This window comes from Collinsella sp. LCP21S3_A3 (assembly GCF_052118905.1).
Classification (GTDB): Bacteria; Actinomycetota; Coriobacteriia; order Coriobacteriales; family Coriobacteriaceae; genus Collinsella.
The window spans coordinates 186,940-207,459 of the sequence record NZ_JBQKGH010000002.1 but is presented as its reverse complement, the minus strand read 5'-3'; the positions used below and the strand labels follow the sequence as shown (position 1 = coordinate 207,459).

General features: G+C 61.0%; 17 protein-coding genes. 12 read left to right on the top strand and 5 right to left on the bottom strand.

All coding sequences use genetic code 11. The annotated features are described in order from the left end of the window. The first annotated feature begins 1 nt into the window (after window position 1). From ACTQ0H_RS02065 to ACTQ0H_RS02030, 8 genes are all read left to right on the top strand, one after another. Window positions 2-976, top strand: coding sequence for a nucleoside hydrolase (locus tag ACTQ0H_RS02065; RefSeq protein ID WP_441547717.1), 975 nt, complete (start codon window positions 2-4; stop codon window positions 974-976). Between the two features lie 219 nt (window positions 977-1,195). Next, window positions 1,196-2,206: a LacI family DNA-binding transcriptional regulator gene (locus ACTQ0H_RS02060; RefSeq protein ID WP_427793677.1), complete on the top strand. Its 1,011-nt coding sequence runs from the start codon at window positions 1,196-1,198 to the stop codon at window positions 2,204-2,206. 255 nt (window positions 2,207-2,461) lie between these two features. Then, window positions 2,462-3,862, top strand: coding sequence for an L-fucose/L-arabinose isomerase family protein (locus ACTQ0H_RS02055; RefSeq protein ID WP_441547716.1), 1,401 nt, complete (start codon window positions 2,462-2,464; stop codon window positions 3,860-3,862). 2 nt (window positions 3,863-3,864) lie between these two features. Then, window positions 3,865-4,701 (top strand): transketolase, encoded by an 837-nt coding sequence (locus ACTQ0H_RS02050; RefSeq protein WP_427718096.1) that lies wholly within the window; start codon window positions 3,865-3,867, stop codon window positions 4,699-4,701. Next, the gene (locus tag ACTQ0H_RS02045; RefSeq protein ID WP_441547715.1) at window positions 4,694-5,632 is read left to right on the top strand and encodes a transketolase family protein; all 939 of its coding nucleotides are present in this window, start codon (window positions 4,694-4,696) and stop codon (window positions 5,630-5,632) included. The genes ACTQ0H_RS02050 and ACTQ0H_RS02045 overlap by 8 nt, the downstream gene beginning before the upstream one ends. Before the next feature lie 170 nt (window positions 5,633-5,802). Beyond that, entirely contained in the window at window positions 5,803-7,293 is a 1,491-nt protein-coding gene (locus ACTQ0H_RS02040) for an FGGY family carbohydrate kinase (RefSeq protein ID WP_441063923.1), read from the top strand. A 150-nt stretch (window positions 7,294-7,443) separates the two neighbouring features. Beyond that, window positions 7,444-7,932, top strand: coding sequence for an S-ribosylhomocysteine lyase (locus ACTQ0H_RS02035; protein ID WP_441547714.1), 489 nt, complete (start codon window positions 7,444-7,446; stop codon window positions 7,930-7,932). A 144-nt stretch (window positions 7,933-8,076) separates the two neighbouring features. Further along, window positions 8,077-8,721 carry a DUF4867 family protein gene (locus ACTQ0H_RS02030; RefSeq protein ID WP_441546911.1) on the top strand — a complete coding sequence of 215 codons (645 nt, stop codon included), beginning with the start codon at window positions 8,077-8,079 and terminating at the stop codon, window positions 8,719-8,721. A 116-nt stretch (window positions 8,722-8,837) separates the two neighbouring features. Here ACTQ0H_RS02030 and ACTQ0H_RS02025 read toward each other — a convergent pair whose 3' ends face one another. Further along, window positions 8,838-9,944, bottom strand: a complete 1,107-nt coding sequence (locus ACTQ0H_RS02025; RefSeq protein WP_441547713.1) for an ATP-binding protein — start codon at window positions 9,942-9,944, stop codon at window positions 8,838-8,840. Between the two features lie 463 nt (window positions 9,945-10,407). On the opposite strand from ACTQ0H_RS02025, the gene ACTQ0H_RS02020 reads away from it, so the two are divergent. From ACTQ0H_RS02020 to ACTQ0H_RS02005, 4 genes are all read left to right on the top strand, one after another. Continuing rightward, complete coding sequence (locus ACTQ0H_RS02020) at window positions 10,408-11,838, top strand: 6-phospho-beta-glucosidase (protein ID WP_441547712.1); 1,431 nt, start codon at window positions 10,408-10,410, stop codon at window positions 11,836-11,838. 142 nt (window positions 11,839-11,980) lie between these two features. Then, window positions 11,981-13,864 carry a histidine kinase N-terminal 7TM domain-containing protein gene (locus tag ACTQ0H_RS02015; protein ID WP_441547711.1) on the top strand — a complete coding sequence of 628 codons (1,884 nt, stop codon included), beginning with the start codon at window positions 11,981-11,983 and terminating at the stop codon, window positions 13,862-13,864. Beyond that, a complete protein-coding gene (locus tag ACTQ0H_RS02010; RefSeq protein WP_441547710.1) occupies window positions 13,861-15,360 on the top strand; it encodes a sensor histidine kinase in 1,500 nt (499 codons plus the stop codon). Before ACTQ0H_RS02015 ends, ACTQ0H_RS02010 begins: the two co-directional genes overlap by 4 nt. After that, complete coding sequence (locus ACTQ0H_RS02005) at window positions 15,357-15,980, top strand: response regulator transcription factor (RefSeq protein WP_418825693.1); 624 nt, start codon at window positions 15,357-15,359, stop codon at window positions 15,978-15,980. The genes ACTQ0H_RS02010 and ACTQ0H_RS02005 overlap by 4 nt, the downstream gene beginning before the upstream one ends. A gap of 192 nt (window positions 15,981-16,172) precedes the next feature. On the opposite strand, the gene ACTQ0H_RS02000 is transcribed toward ACTQ0H_RS02005, so the two are convergent. The 4 genes from ACTQ0H_RS02000 to ACTQ0H_RS01985 all read right to left on the bottom strand — a co-directional run bounded on the left by ACTQ0H_RS02000 (window position 16,173) and on the right by ACTQ0H_RS01985 (window position 20,470). Continuing rightward, window positions 16,173-17,015, bottom strand: a complete 843-nt coding sequence (locus tag ACTQ0H_RS02000) for a hypothetical protein (protein ID WP_427718120.1) — start codon at window positions 17,013-17,015, stop codon at window positions 16,173-16,175. Between the two features lie 80 nt (window positions 17,016-17,095). Beyond that, window positions 17,096-18,337, bottom strand: a complete 1,242-nt coding sequence (locus ACTQ0H_RS01995; protein ID WP_441537715.1) for an SPFH domain-containing protein — start codon at window positions 18,335-18,337, stop codon at window positions 17,096-17,098. Window positions 18,338-18,385: 48 nt separating this feature from the next. Continuing rightward, a complete protein-coding gene (locus tag ACTQ0H_RS01990; RefSeq protein ID WP_441015342.1) occupies window positions 18,386-19,708 on the bottom strand; it encodes a hypothetical protein in 1,323 nt (440 codons plus the stop codon). A 24-nt stretch (window positions 19,709-19,732) separates the two neighbouring features. After that, window positions 19,733-20,470, bottom strand: coding sequence for a DUF4428 domain-containing protein (locus ACTQ0H_RS01985; protein ID WP_154518194.1), 738 nt, complete (start codon window positions 20,468-20,470; stop codon window positions 19,733-19,735). Window positions 20,471-20,520: the final 50 nt, after the last annotated feature.

The window sequence follows — 20,520 nt, the reverse complement described above, 5'->3', positions numbered from 1 at the left end:
AATGGCAATCAAGAAGCTGATCCTTGATCTGGATATGGGTGTGGACGATGCGATGGCGCTTGCCTATGCCATCGCGAGCCCCGAGGTTGAGCTCGTGGGCATTACCACGTGTTTTGGCAACGTGCGCGTCGACCAGTCGGCGCGCAACTGCCTGGCGGTGCTCGACTTGTTGGGCCGTCCCGAGGTGCCGGTGTACCTGGGTGCTGACCGTCCTCTGCAGGCGACTGAGCCCTATACGCCGCCGGCGTCCACCGCGCTCATTCACGGCAAGAACGGCATCGGAGGCGCGAGCGTGCCCGCGTCGCCCTACGAGCCGGTGGGGGCGACGTCGGCCGATGGCAACGCTGCAGTCGATTATCTAATCGATGCCGCGCGCACTTATGGTCCCGATCTGGTCTACGTAGCGACCGGCCCGCTCTCCAACCTGGCGCTTGCCCTGGAGCGCGATGCGGCGGCGGTGATGTCTATCGGCCGCGTGGTGGTGATGGGCGGCGCCCTGACCGTGCCCGGCAATGTGAGCGCGGGTGCCGAGGCCAACATGGCAAGCGATCCCGAAGCGGCTGATGCCGTGCTGCGCTCGGGCCGCAAGCTCACTATGGTGGGTCTGGACGTGACGCATCGCGTGGTACTCACGCGTCGCGACATTGCCGGATGGACGGGCTCGGGCACCATGGCGGGCTGTGCGTTTGCGAGCATGGTCGAGCACTACATTGGCTCGTACGAGATGAACGCACCCTACCTGGGTGGTTGTGCGCTGCACGATCCGCTGGCCGTTGCCGTGGCGATCGACCCCACGCTCGTGGGTGCGCTCGGCTGCAATCTGCGTGTTGATCTGCTGGGCGAGTATCGCGGCCGCACCATTTGCGACGAGCATCGCCTGTCCGATCCGGACAAGAGCGCGCTTGTGGCGCTGACCGTGGATGCCCCGCGCTTCCTGTCCGAGTTCAAGACGCGCATGGCCCGTGTTCTTGGCTAAATGATTTCCGTGCCCCGCCCCATGTAGTCAATTTGGGACGGGGCTTTTTTAGCTACCGAGTAAATGTGCCCGTTGGGGGAATAGTCGTGCCACTTCGCTTGACAACAGGCTAAACTAGCTCATAAACATTTACTATTCTGTTTAGATTGAATTTGCGGTCGTTTAGTTGTCGAGTCATCAAGTTGCGATGCTCCGCCACGGCCGTTGCTAGGGGGAACAATGGCCAAAGCAAGTGTTCGCGAGATCAGCCGCATCACCGGTTTTTCGCCTGCGACCGTGTCCAACGCGCTCAACCGCAAGCGCAGCGTGAGTGAAGAGACCGCCAAGGTCATCCTGGAGTGCGCGCAATCGCTTGGCTATCAGCAGTCGACGCAGCTCGAGAGCATTCAGTTTGTGCTCGCGCGCAAGACGGGCGCCATTCTGGACGAGAGCACCTTCCATCCCGCGGTCATCGAGGGCGTGGAGCGCCAGGCGCGTCGTCACGGCATGAGCACGAGCTTTGTCTCGCTCGACTTTAGCGACTTGGACGCCGTGCGTCCGCAGGTCGAGGGCCTGATCGCCGATCCGTCCGCCGCTATCGTGCTGATGGGTACCGAGCTGGGTGAGGAAGACTACGCCCTGTTTGCCAACGCTGCCGCCCACCTGATCGTGCTCGATGGCTGGAGCGATCGTCAGTACTTCGATGCCGTGGTTATTGCCAACACCGACTCGGTGCTGCGCGCCGTGGATCACCTCATCGAGAAAGGTCACAGGCAGATCGGCTATCTGGCAGGCGACCTTCGCATCCGCAACTTTAAGGATCGCGAGCGCGGCTATCGCCAAGCGCTTGAGGACGCAGACCTTGAGGCCAACCCGACATGGCGCGTTACGCTGGGCACCACGCTCGAGGGCGCCTATCGCGACATGGGCGCATGGCTCGACAGCGTCTCGCGCGACGACCTGCCGACGGCTTTCTTTGCCGAAAACGACGTGCTCGCCGTGGGTGCCATGCGCGCGCTCAACGAGCACGGCATACGCGTGCCCGAGGATGTCTCGATCATCGGCTTTGACGATCTGTCTTTGGGCGCCTTCTCCAACCCGCCGCTCACCACGGTGCACGTTCCCAAGCACGAGGTGGGCGAGATCGCGGTGCGCCGCCTGGTGGGCAACATCCGCAATCCCAAGAGCTATACCTGCAAGACAGCCGTATCGACCTATTTTGTCGAGCGTCAGAGCGTGCGTGAGATCTAGGCAAAGGCAACGCCGGGCCGCAGGGCGGCAAAGCTCGCTAAGGCAGAAAAATAACGTCATCCAAAAGGGGTCCTTCGGGGCCCTCTTTTTGTTGCCCCTGTATGTTCAGTTTGTTTACATACCGTTTAGGCTGATTTCTCTACCGCCCACGGGTATTTCGCGTTAAACTTCTAAACACTGGAGTAAAAATTTAGTAAACAGAACAAAACGAAACATGCGTCTGTTTACTGAACATGTGATTAGGGGAGGACGTACATGGACAAGATCAAGCTCGGTTTTGTGCCCACGCGCCGCAGTATCTTTAGCGCGCCGGACGCAATCAAGTATCGCGGCCTGACGGCTGATCGCCTGCGCGAGATCGGCGTCGACATCGTGGATATCGACGACATCAATGACGAGGGCCTGCTGTTCGACGACAGCCACATTGAGCCTATCGTCAAGAAGTTCCGCGCCGAGGGCGTCGATGGCATTATGCTGTGCCACGCCAACTTTGGCACCGAGTACGTTTGCGCTCGCCTTGCCCGCGAGCTCGGCCTACCCGTGCTGCTGTGGGGCCCGCGCGACGAGCGCCCCGAGCCCGACGGCACCCGCCTGCGCGATAGCCAGTGCGGCCTGTTCGCCACCGGCAAAGTATTGCGCCGCTTCCAGGTTCCCTTCACCTACATGACCAACTGCCGCCTGACCGATCCCGAGTTCGAGCGCGGCGTTTGGGACTTCTTGGCCGTGTGCAACGTGGTCAAGACCTTCAAGCACACCCGCATCCTGCAGATGGCCACCCGTCCGTTCGACTTCTGGTCGACCATGTGCAACGAGGGCGAGCTGCTCGAGAAGTTCAACATCCAGCTTTCGCCCATTCCCATGACCGAGCTTGTCCAGGCCGTGCGCGACGCCCAGGCCGACGAGCAGGCCATGGCTACCATGCTTGCCCACATCAACGACAGCTTTGAGATCTGCATCCCCGAGGATAAGGTTCCCGCGGTCGCCGGTCTTGCCATCGCCATGAAGCGCCTGGTCGATAAGTACGGTTGCAACGCCGGCGCCATTCAGTGCTGGAACGCTCTGCAGGACGAGCTGGGCATTATGCCCTGCGCCGCCAACGCCATCCTCAACGAGATGGGCATTCCTATCGTATGCGAGACCGATATCCACGGCGCCATCACCGCGCTGATGGTCGAGGCCGCCGACCTGGGCCGTCACCGCGGCATGTTCGCCGACTGGACCGTGCGCCATCCCGATAACGAGAACGGCGAGCTGCTGCAGCACTGCGGCCCCTGGCCCTGCAGCTGCGCGGCCGTCAAGCCCAAGCTCACCTATCCGCTGGCTTTCGATCACCCCGGCGCGCTGACGGCCGAGGCCAAGCACGGCGACCTCACCCTTGCCCGCTTTGACGGCGACAACGGCGAGTACTCGCTGCTGCTGGGTAACGCCCGCGGCATCGACGGCCCGGCTGGCATGGGCACCTACCTATGGGTCGAGGTCGACAACCTTAAGCGCCTCGAGGCCAAGATCGTCGAGGGTCCCTACATCCACCACTGCGTCGCTATTCACGCCAACGTGGTGCCGGTGCTCTACGAGGCGTGCAAGTACCTCGGTATTGCCCCCGACCTGTACGACCCCATCGAAGAAGACGTTAAAGCCTACCTGCGAGGAGAGTAGAAATGGCAACTATCGAAGAGCTTGAGTCCCTGCGTTGGGACCTTCGCCGCGATTGCGTCGATATCATCATGGCTGGCGCTGGCGGCCACATCGGCGGTGACATGTCGGTGATCGACGCCCTCATGACCCTCTATGCCAACCACCTCAACATCTCGCCCGAGACCGTCGACGATCCCAACCGCGACCGCTTCGTGCTCTCCAAGGGCCACGCCATGGAAGCCTACTACGCGGTGCTCTGCCACGAGGGCTATCTTGACCTCGATGACGTCAAGGCCCGCTTCTCCAAGTTCGGCAGCCCCTACATCGGCCACCCCAACAATAAGCTCAAGGGCATCGAGATGAACTCGGGCTCGCTGGGTCACGGCCTGCCGGTGGCCGTGGGCATGGCGCTCGCCGGCAAGATGGACGGCCGCGACTACCGCGTCTACACCATCATGGGCGACGGCGAACTTGCCGAGGGCTCGGTCTGGGAGGGCGCCATGAGCGGCGGCAACTACCAGCTCGATAACCTGTGCGCACTCGTGGACCGCAACCGCCTGCAGATCAGCGGCAGCACCGAGGATGTTATGAAGCAGGACTCGCAGGAGGAGCGCTGGGCCGCCTTCGGTTGGAACGTGCTCTCCATTCCGGGCAACGACGTCCGGGCCATCGACGCCGCGCTGACGCTTGCGGCCGAGACCTGCGGCAAGCCCACGGTCATCATCCTCAACACGGTGAAGGGCTATGGCTCGCCCGTCATGGAGGACAAGGCCGCCTGGCACCATCACCTGCCCAATGATGAGGAATATGCCCAGATCATCGCCGATTTCGCTGCCCATAAGGAGGCCGTCAATGGCTAACAAGATCGCCAATCGCAAGGTTATCTGCGACACGCTGCTCGAGGCCGCGAAGACCGATAAGGACATCGTCGTCCTATGCTCCGACTCCCGCGGCTCCGCATCGCTCACGCCGTTCTTTGATCAGTATCCCCAACAGTCCGTCGAGGTCGGCATTGCCGAGCAGGACCTGGTGAGCATCGCCGCTGGCATGGCTTCGTGCGGAAAGAAGGCCTGGGCCGCCTCGCCGGCGTCCTTTGTGACCACGCGCTCGTATGAGCAGTGCAAGGTCGATGTCTCGTACTCCAACACCAACGTCAAGCTCATCGGCATCTCGGGCGGCGTGTCCTACGGCGCCCTGGGTATGAGCCACCACTCCGCGCAGGATATCGCCGCTATGAGTGCGATTCCCAACATGCGCGTGTATCTGCCGAGCGACCGCTTCCAGACCGCCGAGCTCGTGCGGGCCCTGGTCGCCGACAACAAGCCGGCCTACATTCGCGTGGGCCGCAACCCGGTCGAGGACGTGTACACCGAGGACGAGTGCCCGTTCCAGATGGATCGCGCCACCTGGGTGCGTCGCGGCACCGATGTGACGCTCATCGCCACCGGCGAGATGGTCCGCCATGCTGTGGACGCTGCCGACCTGCTGGCCGAGCAGGGCATCTCGGCAACGGTGCTCGACATGTATTGCGTCAAGCCGCTTGACGCCGAGGCCGTGATCGAGGCCGCCGGTGCCACGCGCGCCGTCGTGACGGTCGAGGAGCACAGCCCCTTCGGCGGCCTGGGTTCTATGGTCGCGCAGGTGGTGGGCGAGCATTGCCCGCGTCCGGTCAAGTGCCTCTCCCTGCCCGACGCACCGGTCATCACCGGCACGAGCCCCGAGGTCTTTGCACACTACGGTCTGACGGGTGCCGGAATCGCGCAGACCGTCGCCGAGTTCCTCGGCAACTAGTAGATACAGACGCTGCGCGGCCGCCAAGCACCGCACCTTGCCGTTCAAACCGTCGCTTGCGTACGCAAGGTACGCGGCGCTCCTCTTTCACGGCAATCTGCGGCACTTGACGGCCGCTCGCTCCTTGTCCGCCAGTCGTCTTTGATTTGGCGGAAGGAATGGGAGAGTACATGAGCAAATACATCATCGGAATCGATCAATCCACGCAGGGCACCAAGGCACTGCTGGTGGACGAGGGCGGCCATTTGATTCATCGTGCCGATCGCTCGCATCGCCAGATTGTCAACGAGGCCGGCTGGGTGAGCCATGATCCGGCCGAGATTGCCGCCAATGTGCTGGCCGTGGCGCGTGCCGTGGTGGAGGAGACCGGGGTCGACCCTGCCGACATCGCCGGCATCGGCATCTCCAACCAGCGCGAGACCACCGTTGCCTGGAACCGCGCGACGGGCGAGCCGCTGTGCGACGCCGTAGTGTGGCAGTGCGCCCGCGCCCGCGAGCTGTGCGACAAGCTGGATGCGCGCGAGGGTGTGGCCGAGCTGGTGCGCGACACGACGGGTCTGGTGCTCTCGCCCTACTACCCGGCGGGCAAGATGGCTTGGATCCTCGCGAACGTTCCCGCTGCTGCCGAGGCTGCGGCGGCAGGTGAGCTGTGCCTGGGCACCATCGATGCCTGGGTGGTCTGGACGCTCACGGGCGGCGCGGAGTTTCGCTGCGACTGGTCCAACGCCAGCCGCACGCAGCTCTTTGACCTGCGCCGTGGCTGCTGGAGCGAGCCGGTGTGCGAGGCCTTTGGCGTCGATGTGGCCTGCCTGCCGCAGGTGACCGATTCCGATGGCCTGTTCGGCATGACGGACCTGGGCGGCTTTTTGCCGGCACCCGTGCCCATTCACGGCGTGCTCGGCGACAGCCATGCCGCCTTGTTCGCGCAGGGCTGCCATAGCCGCGGCATGGCCAAAGCGACCTATGGCACCGGCAGCTCGGTCATGATGAACGTCGGCGACGAGTTCGTTGCCAGCTCGCACGGGCTTTCGAGCTCGCTCGCATGGCGTATGGACGGCGTGACCGAGTACGTGCTCGAGGGCAACGTGAGCTACGCCGGCGCCGTCAAGACGTGGCTGCGCGACGATCTGGAACTCATCAATAACCCCGAGGAAGTTACCGATCTGTGCTACGCCGCCAATCCGGCGAGCCGCGTCTACTTTGTGCCGGCGTTTACCGGTTTGGGCGCGCCGCACTGGGCGAGTGACGCCGAGGGCTGCGTCTTTGGCATGACGCGCACCACGGGTCGCGCGGAGTTCGTGAAGGCCGCCGACGAGTCGATCGCTTATCAGATCTTTGACGTGATCGATGCGATGGTTGAGGATTCGGGTGCAACGTTGGCCGAGCTTCGTGTTGACGGCGGTCCCACGCGCGACGCGTACCTGATGCAGTTTGAGAGCGACTTGGTTGGCTCGCCCATCCGCATAGCGAGCAACGACGAGATGAGCGGCCTGGGTGCGGCCTGGGCCTGCGGCATCGCGCTGGGCATGTACACGCGCGATGTCGTCGATGTCTACGGCGCCCGCGGCATCGTGGAGCCGTCGATGCCCGCTGACGAACGCGCCAAAAAGATCGCCGGCTGGCGCCACGCTGTCAAATCAACAATTGCATACACTGCCTAGCATGATTTTTTGGGACGGGATTAAAAACTCATTGATCCCCGTCCCGGGCAGCTCATTTGGGACGGGGCTTTTTTGACTGGTATGATTGGTGCGACCACTCGAACCAGCTAAAAGAGCCCCGTCCCAAATTGACTATCGAGAGGATCTGCCATGGAGCGCATCGCGAGCTTTTCCGTTGACCATTTGCTGCTTGAGCCCGGCGTGTACGTGAGCCGCATCGACCGCGATCCGGCGACCGCCGCTGTCGTTACCACCTTTGACCTGCGCCTGACCACGCCCAACAAGGAGCCGGTCATGAACACGGCAGAGTGCCACACCATCGAGCACCTAGGCGCGACATTCCTTCGCAACCATGTCGAGTGGTCGAGTCGCATTGTCTACTTTGGCCCCATGGGCTGCCGCACGGGCTTTTACCTGGTCGTGTTTGGTGAGGTGACGAGCGAGGAGATTCTGCCGCTCGTGCGTGAGTTGTTTGAGTTTGTCGCCGACTTTGAGGGCGATGTCCCCGGAGCCGCTCCCGAGGAGTGCGGCAACTACCTGGACCAGAACCTTCCCATGGCAAACTGGCTCGCGCGCCGCTACCTCGACCGCGACCTGGCCGATATCGACGAGAAGCACCTGCACTATCAGCAGGCGTAAGGGTTTTATCGCCCAAAACGCGCGCATTGGGCGCCTTCGCTTATGCGGGGGCGCCTTTTTGTTGAGTGGTCTGGACGAGCGTTCAAAATCGCTCATGTTTGTTCTAGAATGTTCGTATAGTCACATTTACGAACAGGAGTGAACATGCATATCTACTCTGTCAACGATCCCGAGTTCAAGTCCTATGGCCGCGTGTGGGACGACGTCCCGTCCGGCCTGACCGCTCCACTCGTCGAGGCACTCTCCGCTACGCCCATCCCCGAGGGCAGTAAGTACGTAGCGAGCGCGCCGGAGCTCGAGGGCGTTAAGGGTGCCGATAAACTGGGCTTTCTCATGTTTGGCGGCCGCCCCTTCCAGCTCGGCTGGTGCAATGGCCACAACACGCGTCTCAACTGCCTGGAGTACCACCGCGCGAGCGAGTTCAACCTGGGGGCGCGTGACTTTATCCTACTCGTGGCGCATCGCTGGGAGATCGAGGGCGGTAAGCTCGACACCGCGTGCGTCAAGGCGTTTCGCGTGCCGGCGGGCAAGGTTGTCGAGGTTTTCAACACCACGCTCCACTACACGCCGTGCATGGTCGACGACGGTGGCTTCCAGGTGATGGTGGCGCTGCCCGCCGGCACCAACGGTCCGCGTCCCGAGGCTGCGGCCGATATGCCTGCTGCCGGCGACAGCTACTGCTACTGGAAGGCCGACAAGTGGGTTCTCTGCCATGCTGACAGCCCCAAGGCAGCCGAAGGCGGCTACGTAGGTCTCATCGGCAAAAACCTCGACATCGCCTGTGACTAGAATCTTCTGTCTCGATCTGTAACATCTAGCGGGCTAAATCGTCTCTACCTGTTACAGATCGAGACATACCGCCCCCCAGCCACCACAAAGGTGCCTGTCCCCATTGTGGTGGCTGTCTAGAGCTGGCTGCGCAGATAGTCAGCCATATATGGAACAGCGAAACGCACGTAACCGCGGCGTGCCTGTTCGATAACGCCGGCGTCGATGAGGCGTCGGCGATACTTTTGCGCATAGTCGGGTGTGACTGACATGCGCTCGGCCACATTGGAGATGCGCGACACGCCGTCTTTGTCATCAGTCATTGCGTCGAGAAACGCGACGTCTTGGTCCGATAGCGCGGCGAGCGTCGTTTCACAAACATCGTTTTCGAAATCGGCCTTTGACGCTTCGATAGCTCCGTCGACTTGCTCTGGCGTTACGTATTCTCCTGCCTGGCAGCGATTGTCGATGTTGTAGCCGATGAGCTGCAGCATATAGGGCGATCCTTGGGTTGCACGAGCGGCACGGAGGCGAAGATCGCCTGGAATATCAAGGTCGAGCTCTTCGAAAGCCCGCTGATAATAGGCATCGACATCTCCGACTGAAAGCGGTTCGAGTGTGACTTTGCGTGCGCGGTTGAGAAATGTCAGTACGCGGTCGTTGAGTGTCGCGGAGACTGCTCCCGGGAGGCCCGCCATGACGAGCGCGACGTTGAGTCCCTCGCCGACCAGCTCTTGATAGGCGGTGACGAGCTGTCTGATCTCGGGTGAATTTGCCTGGAGCTCGTCGATGAGGATGAGGATGCCGTGTCCCTGCTCGGTTAACTTGCGTGCCAACTGCGTGAGTTTGAACTGGAAACTCTTAGTTTCCTGTACGTCGCGCGTAAACTCGAGGCCGGCTGAGAAACCGAAGACGCTCAAACTGCCACCTGTAAGTTTGGGGAGACGATACTTGTTGGCGTAAGGCTCGCCCGCTTCCTGGATTTTCTCAACAATGCGCTCGAGCATATCCTCGGAGGCTACGGTGGGCGTGGCGACAACAAAGCCGAGCTTGCGGGCGCGATCGGCAAGTTCCCACAACAGAACCGTTTTGCCGCTGCCTCGCTGGCCGAGCATGAGCATGGATCGGTCTCGATTGCCCGGCTCCTGCTCAAGGCCGGAGATGAATGTCGAAATCACGCTCCTGCGTCCCACCAGATAGGACGGGCGATTTCCAAATGAGGGGGAGAAGATGGTTTCAGGCATAAGTCTCCTTTCCTTTTTTTCCTATTTTTTCCTTTTTTTCCTATTCAGTCAAATGAGTTGCTGAGCGAAGGCGGCTACGTAGGTCTCATCGGCAAAAACCTCGACATCGCCTGTGACTAGAATCTTCTGTCTCGATCTGTAACATCTAGCGGGCTTAATCGTCTCTCCCTGTTACAGATTTAGACAAACTGCAAGGGACTGGCCGAACAATCTCAATCTGTAACACCTGGCCCGGTTTTGGCGGCCTAACTGTTACAGATCGAGACAACCGCTCCAAACCGCCACAAAGGCGCCTGTCCCCTTTGTGGTGGATTGGGCAGGCGGGTATCAAAAAGTGTCAGGCGGGGTGGCTGCCGGGCGCCTGCACGCGAAAAGAAGTATCGGCCTGTGCCGTTGCCGTTGAGCGGTACCCCGTTTGCAGGGATACTGAGCCTATGACAACAGCGTGCGAAAGGATTGATACATGGCTTTCCGTAATGACTTCCTGTGGGGCGGCGCAACGGCTGCCAACCAGTGCGAGGGTGCCTACGACGTGGACGGCCGCGGCCTGGCCAACGTGGACGTGGCTCCGCACGGCCCCGAGCGCTATGCGGTGGTCTCCGGCCAGCGTAAAATGCTCGACTTCGAGGACGGCTATTACTATCCCGCGCAGACCGGCATCGATTTCTATCACCACTACAAAGAGGACATCGCTCTCTTTGCCGAGATGGGCTTTAAGACCTTCCGTATGAGCCTGGCTTGGACCCGCATCTTCCCCAACGGCGACGAGACCGAGCCCAACGAGGCTGGCCTGGCCTTCTACGAGGACGTATTCCGCGAGTGTCAGGCGCACGGCATCGAGCCGCTCGTGACCATCACGCACTTCGACTGCCCGATTCACCTCATCAAGGAGTACGGCGGCTGGCGCAACCGCAAGCTCATCGACTTCTACAAGAACCTCGCGACCACGATCTTTACCCGCTACAAGGGGCTGGTGAAGTACTGGCTCACCTTCAACGAGATCAATATGATCTTGCACCTGCCGTTTATGGGTGCCGGTCTGGTCTTTGAGGAGGGCGAGAACAAGGAGGCCGTCGAGTACCTGGCCGCCCACAACGAGCTCGTCGCCAGCGCTTGGGCAACCAAGATCGCCCACGAGATCGACCCCGAGATCAAGATCGGCTGCATGCTCGCCGCGGGTAGCTACTACCCCTACAGCTGCCGTCCGGGCGACGTGCGCCAGGCGCAGCTCGATAACCAGGACAACTACTTCTTCGTCGACGTCCAGAGCCGCGGCTACTACCCGGCATATGCCGTCAAGAAGCTCGAGCGTCTAGGCATCGATGTGGGCATGACGGACGAGGACCGCGAGATCCTGGCCGCTAACACCGTCGACTTCATCAGCTTTAGCTATTACAGCACCCGCTGCTCTGCCGGTGCCGATAACCCCGATGTTGAGCGCACCCAGGGTAACGCCTTCGCCGGCGCCAAGAACCCCTACTTGCAGGAGAGCCAGTGGGGCTGGGCCATCGATCCGCTGGGCTTCCGCGTCACCCTCAACGACCTGTACGACCGTTATCAGAAGCCGCTGTTTGTGGTCGAGAACGGTCTGGGCGCCAAGGATGTTGTCGAGGAGGATGGCTCCATCAACGACGACTACCGTATCGACTACCTGCGCCAGCATATCGCCGCGATGCGCGATGCGGTGACCGAGGACGGCGTTGACCTGCTGGGCTACACCACCTGGGGCCCGATCGACCTGGTGTCTGCCGGCACGGGTGAGATGTCCAAGCGCTACGGCTTTATCTATGTGGACCGCGACGATGCAGGCAACGGTACCCTCAAGCGTTCCAAAAAGAAGAGCTTCGACTGGTACAAGAAGGTTATTGCTTCTAATGGTGAGGACCTGTCCTAAGGAAGCTGAGACACTCAACTTCATAGCCTTCTAACCAAGGCGCCCGGCGAGTAGTTATTGCTCGCCGGGCGTCTTGCCGTCTGCGGATTTTGGGACATGCGGCCCGCTTTTTGGACCCGCCTGTCGGTACACTAAAGGGACTATGAGTACCCGCGAGCGACATATCGGCCACGCGGCCGCCCGGACCGCTCCGGTTGCGGATCCCAGGGGCGGCAGGCTCTTCGCCATGCCGCGATTCCTTGTTGGCATAACGCATCAGGTGTACCGTCACCGCGTCTTTGCTATCGCCGGCGCCATCACCGCGCTGTTCCTCATGCTTTTGGCAATCTTGCCGGTGCTGTTCGCCTTCGACCCCAAACTTTCTAACGCCGTGCCCGCCTATAGCGAGGTGTCCGAAGAGGTCGTGGATGGGCTCACCCATTCGAGCCCTCTCCTGCTGCTTGTCGCCGCAATTGTATTTTCAATTTGGGGCGTGTTGGTCTATCTGCGTTGTTTGGACTATGTGTTGCGCCGCCGCCTTGTTGCCATCGCCACCATCTGTGCCCTGTGGATGATCGAGGTCATTCTCAAGTACAAGTCGTACACGCCGTTCTATGCCACCTTGCTGTGGTACCTGTACTACGTGCCCATGACGCTCATTCCGCTGCTCTACCAGCTCTGCGGCCTGCGCCTTGCGGGCCTGGAGCAACGCCGCCTGGGTCGCCGCTACCGTGCTGCGCTGTGGATTGTGGCCATCCTGCTTATCGGATTTGTGCTCACCAACGATTTTCACCAGCAGGTCTTCCGCTTTGACCGTACAAGCGACACCTGGAGCAACGATTACACGTACGGCCGGGGTTATTTCGCCTTCCTCGTGTGGACGGCCTCTAACTTCGTGGCCTTTTTTATCCTGGTTGGTCGGTCCTCGTCCTTTCGCATCCAACGTTTCTCGGGCACGGCGGCGCTCGTGCTGCTGGGCGGCGCATTCTTTGGCATCTCATATGCTCTGCGCGTGCCCTGGGCATGGAGGCTCAACTTTTCGCTCGTCTATTGCATCCTGTGCGTGGTGGCGATGGAAATCTGTCTCGATTGCGGTGTCATTCCGTCGTACCACGATATCGCCGGCATCTTCGACACCTTGCCGCTTGACCTCAAAGTTCTAACGCGCGACCTGCAGGAGGTCTATGCCACGCCGGTGTCAAAGCCAATGCCGGTAGGCGTGCGCGAGGAGCTGCGGACCCAGGAGCACGGCCGCGCCCATGCCTTTACCGTGGCGTCCGATCCCGATGTGATGTATCGTGCTTTTCCGCTGCTGGGGGGATCGGCCCTGCTTGCCCAAGACGTATCGGAGCTCAACGAGCTCAATCGCGAACTGGCACATCGTCGCATGGAGCTGCAACGCCAAAACGAGCTGCTTGCCGCCGACTACGACCTTAAGACACATTTGGCAGATCAAGAGGCCGAGACCTTGCTAGTCCAAGACGTGGACCAGGCGCTTGCCCGCGCGCTCGAAGAGATGTACGACTTGTTGAGCTCGCTGCCGCCGTTGACTGACGAGGAATCTTCGCGCGAGCGTTACCGCATGCTGCAGCGCGCCAAGATGCTCGTTGCCTATTGCAAACGGAAGGGGTCGCTCACGTTGGCACAGCACGGGGAGAGCGGTTTTGACCGCGACCGCATTCAGCTCATTGCCAACGAGCTCGCAAGCGACCTGCGCACGATCGATGTCGATTGCGCCTCGATTATTGCCATACGGCGCCCGATGCACGCCAGTACGGTAAGCGCGCTGTACGACTGCGTGTATGACTTTGCGTTTTTTGCCTACACCACCGATCATCCGGCACTTATGTATCACTTGGGCGACCATGACCGATGCAGCGTCGAGCTGCGCGCCACACTTTTTTCCAACGATGATGAAGATCTTTCGCAGACGCCCGCTGCGCAAGAGCTCGAAAGCGCTTTGCAAGGGCGCAACGTGGCATACCGCCTTGAGGGCGAGTCCGGTCAGCTGCGCATGATCGTCTTGATGCCGAGGGTGGGTGAGTGACGATGCAGATTTCGCTCATCCTTCCCCAAATCGTTGCGCTCGATGTTGTCTTTGCCCTGGCTGCGTGTCTGCAGACGATCCACGTCCCGCTCATCGCATCGCGCCGCTCGTCCTATAACCGTAAGGTGATTTGCGCCTACGAGGCGAGTCTTGTGCTTCACCTGATGATTTCGGCGCTCATCTTGTTCACGTCGTCTGGCTCGTATCTGGTGGCGCCGCTTGACGTTTGCGCCAGGGCAATGGGCGGAGCGTTGTGGCTCAATGCCGCAATCTTTGCCTATGGCGTGGTACTTATGGTGCACTATCGTCGTCCCGTCATGCTGGTCGAGCTGTTGCTTGTTGCCGCCGTTACACCACCGGTGGTTTTTGCCATGGGCTCGGCGTGGACCGTTGTCCTTATCGCAGAGGGAGCGTTCTTCCTGTTCCGTTCCATCGCGGCGCTCTTGATGGACGTCCGTAACCGCCAAGAGGATATCACCATGTTCTCGACGATCGAGACCATCAACGTGATTCCCGTGGGCATCCTGTATCTAGACCCGAGGGGCCGTCCGCTGCTCATGAACCGCTGCATGCGTAAAAACCTCGTAGAGCTCCATATGCCCACCGACCTGGGCGACATGAGCAGCACATGGAACGACCTGCGCAAACTGAGCATGCAAATGCCCGAAAGCAGCGCTAATCGCGCCCATATCGACCTTGATCGCTTTGGTAGGGATCGCGCCGTGGTCGAGATCTCTCCTTCCGAGATTCGTCTGTTCGTGCGTGACTCCGTTACGGTCTCGAGCCGTCCGTTCGAGCGCGTCGTCGGCCTGGACGTGACGGAATACGCACACGCCTACGACCGTCTGGCGCAAGCCAACCACCTGCTTGAGCGTGCTGGCCAAGAGCTCCAGGCCCAGATCGAAGAAGCCAAAAAGGTTGCCGACAATGCGGCCTACCTACGTATGCGTGCCCGCGTTCACGATGTGATCGGCCAGCGCCTGTCCATTCTTCATCGCTATTTGGAGGAGGGACGTCTGGATGATGAGTCGCTCGAGCAGATTGACCCGTTGCTGCGCTCAATCGCCGCCGATTTGCGCAGTGGCGGTGCCAGCGAGCCTGCAGAGCAGCTGAGCGATATCGTCCACGCCTTTGGCTTGGTGAGTGTGCAGATCGATGTTGAGGGTGCGCTGCCTGAGGACGCGCGTGTCGCCGCCGCATTTTTGCAGATTATCCGCGAGGCCTCGACCAATGCTACCAGGCATGCGCAGGCGCATCAGGTCCACGTGCGCCTGTGGCAGGAGGGGACGAATGCTAGCGCCGTCGCGCGCATGACGATTTCTAACGACGGGTCCCCGGCCCCCGTATCGTATCGCGAGGGAACGGGTATCCCAGGTATGAGGCATGTCGCGCAAGATTTGGGCGGCGGCCTGGAAGTCCACGCCGCCCAGCCCTTTACGCTTGCGGTGTCCATCCCGCTGAGCCCCAACGCCACGGTCCAAAGGAGAAGTTCATGATCCGCGTGTTAATTGTCGAAGATCAGGCCATTCTGCGTGAAAGCCTGGCGCGCTCCGTTGGCGACCAGCCCGATATGACCGTCGTCGCCGCGATCGCCGATGCCTCCGAGGCCTTGGGTGTCGCGCTCAAGGAGCGCCCGGACATGATATTGATGGACGTGTGCACCGAACACGATTCAAACGGCATCGTGGCGGCGGCGCGCATCAAGGAGCAGCTGCCCGAGTGCCGCGTCATCATCATGACAGGCATGCCCGAGATCACCTTTGTCGATCAGGCTCGCGAGGCGGGCGTCGATAGCTTTGTGTACAAGAACGTCGGTATCGACGAGCTGTTCGCCGTGATGCGCTCCACGCTGGCGGGCTACTGCACGTTTCCCAAGCCGCCCGAAAGCATTTTTTCGGGCACGGCGGCACTCGACGATGTCGAGCTGTCGATTTTGCGCCTTGCCTGCGAGGGCAAAAGCCGCCGCGAGATCGCGGCCGAGCTGTTTATGAGTGAGGGTACCATCAAGCGTCGCATCTCGGAGATCCTAAGCAAGACCGGCTACGACAACATCATGCGTCTTGCCGTGCGCGCGGTAACGGAGGGCAGCATCGTCCCCAACATGGAGCGCCCGTAATCGACGCGCTCGCCGTGTTCCGGCGCCGTAAAGATAGGCCGCCCGCCGTTTTGGATCAGAAAACGACGGTCGGCCTGCTTGTGCGGCTGTGCTGTCGGCATAAAAACGACGGGGCCGCAGGATCAACTCCTGCGGCCCCGCCTGGCAAGTGCGCGGATGCGTCCGCCAATCCGCGGCTGATGTTACGTGCCGCTACGCGATGGTTGCGGTGTAGGAGGCGACGTCCTCGTAGGAATCGGTCAGGTAGGCGTCGATGCCGATGGTCGTGTTGACCAGGTCGTCAAGGCTGTCAAGCTCGCCGCTCGAGAACGTGAATTCCTCGGTGGCGTTGGTGCCGGGCATCAGGTTAGCCGAGAACCAGGGTTCCTTCATGGTGCCGTTGACGTTGGTCTTGCCGGAGGGAGCGTAGAAGGTCAGGTCCTTGTCGCTCTTGTTGGTGATGTTGACGACAAAGCCGATGTCGCCCCATTCGTCCTTGAACTTCTCGGTGATGGTGATGGTGCACAGATCGTCATCGGCGACGGTGACGGCGGGGGAGATTTCGACGCTCTGGACGTCGTCGTCTTCGACGGCCTCATCGATCTCCTCTTCCTTCTCGGCCGCCTCGCGATCCTTTTTTATCGTACCGGACAGATCCTTGTCGGACTTCGTAAAGATAAGCTTGTCGCCTTCCACCTCGAGGACGAGCTTGCCGTCCTTGAGTTTCATGTCCTGCGAATCGCCGTCGGCGGTGATGGTTGCAGTGGTGGCGTCCTTGGCCTCCCATTTCAGGTCGGCGACCTCAAGGAACATGTCGAGGACGCCCGTGCCGTCTTCGTCGAGGATCAGGATACAGTTGAGGCCCCACTCCTTGAGCATATCCATGTACTCATCGGTGAGCTCTTCGCCCTCCAGGGTTCCACCCGAGAGTTCCCAGCTGCCGACGAAGTTGGCCTTGGGGTCCTTGCCGCCGCCGCTGCAGCCCGTCAGGGCAAAGGCGAGCGCCAGGACGCATGTCAGAAATGCGAGTACGGACTTTTTGAACGTTGTCTTCATGGTGTCCTCCTTTATCGAACGAAACCCATAGAAGCAAATGCGGGGGTGGCGGACCCCCCGCCAATTACCAGATAGAGGCGCTAGGGCCTGGGCGTTCCACAGTTGCTGCAGAACTTGCCGCCGTTTTCGCTGCCGCAGTTGGGGCAGAACCACTTGGCCGGTGCCGGGGCGGGTGCGGGACTGCCACACTCGGGGCAGAACTTGCCGGTGTTGGTGGCACCGCAACTGCAGGTCCACGTGCCGGCCGCGGGGGCAGCGGCAGGAGCCGGTGCGGGGGCGGGTGCCGGAGCCGGCTGTGGGGCGGCCTGCTGCTGTGCCTGGCCGGCGGCGAACAGCTGGCTGGCGTTCATGCCGCCCATGCCGCCCGCCATACCCATGCCCATAAAGCCGGCCATCGCGCCGTTGGGGTTGGCGGCTGCCGCGCGCATCGCATCGCTCTGGGCGCTGGCGATGTTGGCGGCTGCCATGGTGGGATCGCGCATGACCGCGGCCTTCTGCAGGTCCTTGATCATTTGCTCGTCTTCTTGCGAGGCGGCGATGGAGTTGACGCCAAAGCTCACGATCTCGACGCCGCGCAGGTCGCGCCAGTCGGCGGAGAGAACCTCGTTGAGCGCGCGGGCGAGCTCGGTGGTGTGGCCGGGGATAGCGCTGTAGCGGATGCCCATCTCCGAGATCTTGGCAAAGGCGGGTTGCAGAGCGGTGAGCAGCTCGGACTTAAGCTGGCTATCGATCTTATCGCGCGTGTAGCTATCGGTCACGTTGCCGCACACGTTGGTGTAGAACAGCAGCGGGTTGGTGATGCGGTACGAATACTCGCCGTTGCAGCGAACGGAGATGTCGACATCCAGGCCAATGTTGTTATCGACCACGCGGAAGGGCACAGGCGAGGCGGTGCCGTACTTGTTGCCGATGATCTCCTTGGTGTTGATGAAGTAGACGCGCTGGTCCTTGCCCGCGTCGCCGCCAAAGGTAAAACGGCTGCCGATATTGGCGAACGTCTCCTTGATGGAGTCGCCCAGGTTGCCGCTAAAGACGCTCGGCTCGCTGCCGGTGTCAAAGACAAACTCGCCGGGCTCCAGCGCGACCTCGATGATCTTGCCGTTTTGCACCACGAGCATGCCCTGGCCGTCGTTGACGGCGATGACGGAGCCGTTGGAGATGACGTTGTCCTCGCCGCGCGTGTTGGAGCTGCGGCCGCCGGTGCGCTTGCTGCCCTTGCAGGCCAAGACGTCAGCGGGCATCGATTCGCAATAGATATATTCCTTCCACTGGTCGGCCATGACGCCGCCGGCAGCTCCCAATCCAGCTTTCAAGAGTCCCATGGTGATCTTCCTTTCTCGTCAAAGGCCGGGTGGTATTGGTCAGAATGGCTAATCGTCCTTGTTGTCCTTCATGACAACGGTGGTCTCGGTGTGGCTGAAGGTGTCGTGCTTCTCGGTCAAGTCGAGCTCGCCGCAGTAGCAATCGGCGTGGGTGGCCTCGTTGGCCGTCTTGAGCTGGCCTACCAGCAGCACGTCTCCGATGATTACGATAATCAGCGGTGCGACGATGTTGATGAGGATGCCCTCGATATCAAAGGTGAGGTAGTCCGGATCGAAGGCGTTCTCGCCCATAAAGAGAATCTGGGAGAGGACAAACCCGATTACAAAGAACAGCACCGAGGCGATGGCGAGCTTGGGCTTGGAGCAGGGCAGCTCGCCGACCATGCGGCCGGTTTGGCCGTTCATGGCAAACAGGTAGCTCTTGCCGTTCCACGAGGTGGAAAGCATCCACACGGGGAACAGAGCGTAGTTGCTGTCTTCCCAGGTGTAGTCGAGCTGCTTGCTTTCGACCTTGGCATCGTCATATTCGTCGACGACGGTCTCGCGCAGGGCCGAAATCGTACTTTCTTCCATACGACGCTCGGCGCGCGCCTTGCAGGTCTCGCAATCCTCATCGTAGCGGTTGGCGATGTAGCCGGGCATATACGCGACCGAGAACGGGCGCAGCGCGTCGTAGTCAAACGGCTCGATAGCATCCATATGGCCGTCGGGCATCTTGGACGATCCGTCGACGGGCACGCGCTCAAACGAGATTTTGCCCTTACGGTAGGCGTCGTAGTGGTCGGTGGTCGTGACGGTGCGGTCGGATTCCTCGGTCACGGTCTCGTTGGTCGCATCGAAGTACACTTCGCCATCCACGCGGGCGCCGTAGAGCCAAAACGGCACGTAAACGCCTTGGACCTCGTCGATGTGGTTGCCGGTGACAAAGCTCTTGGGCAGCAGGATTTTGCCCTTGTAATGCTCTTTGAGTGCTGCCATGACATCATCGCGCCCGAGCTTAAACGGAATCACCAGGTCGGGTGAGAAGTCGCCCGAGAGCTGGCCGGGCGCCACGGCGGAGTTGCCGCAGTATGGGCAGGTGGTAACGGCGACGGTGCCGTCCGAGACCAGCTCGGCGCCGCACGACGAGCAGATGTAGCCGGCGTTTTGGGCCAGATCCTGCACGGCATCGTCGACAGCAGGTTTGGGGGCCGCGGCTGCGGCATCGGCTTTGGCATCTGCCTTGTCCTGGCGCTCGCGATAGAGGGCCTCGACTTCTTCGACTTCAAAACGCGAATCGCAGTAGTCGCAGACAAGCTTTTGTTCGGCACTGGCAAAGTGAAGGGGGCCGCCACACGCGGGGCACTGATAGTTGACACTCTCGAAGGCCATGATCGGTCCTTTCCGTGCCGGAGGCTATGCGCCGATGGCGCCGCCGCAGTATTCGCAGCGTCCGCTGGCATCGGGAATGGTGGTTGCACCGCAGAAGGGGCAGGTGACCGCGGTCTTGGGGGCCTTGGCGGCCACGACGCTGTCGCGTGTCTCCTGACGCAGCTGTACCAGCGCATCGCGGACTTCGGTTGCCTGGCGCTTGGCCTCGCGATATTCGATGGAGCCACGCTGATCGATGGTGGAGTCGTTCACGCGCAGGTTGATCTCGGTAAAGTACGGCGTGTTGACGTGAATGGTCAGGTTAAAGTCGTAATCCAGGTCGTAGCGCGGCGGGTTGTAGCTCTCGCGCTCGCCGTCCTTGGTCTCGCGATAGATCTCGGTGCGATGCTCGTCGATATCCATATCGCAGCCGAGTACCTGTGAGAACTCGATGATGTCGGGATTGGCGTCGCGCCAGCGGCTCTGCGAAGTGATGATCAGCAGACCCGCGTCTTCGTCGAGCATGATGTTGGTGCGCCCGGCAGAGAGCGTGCGCGTTGGGTTGAACGAGGCCAGGCGCTCGGCGTTGGCCTCGCGGTAGGCGAGTTGCTCGCGGATATCGTCCGCGGTGCTGGAGCGCCAACCACTAAAGAAGGGGGACAGCTTGCCTGCGCACTCTTTGCACAGGTAGCCTTCGTTGATCTTGGTCTTTCCCAAAATCCCCAGTTCGGTACCGCAAATCGCGCACTCTTTCTTCTCGAACATCTTGTCAAAGAAGCCCATGGCTGCCTCCCATCAACAGGTAGCGTGTGTCACTTTTGATGATGGGTGAG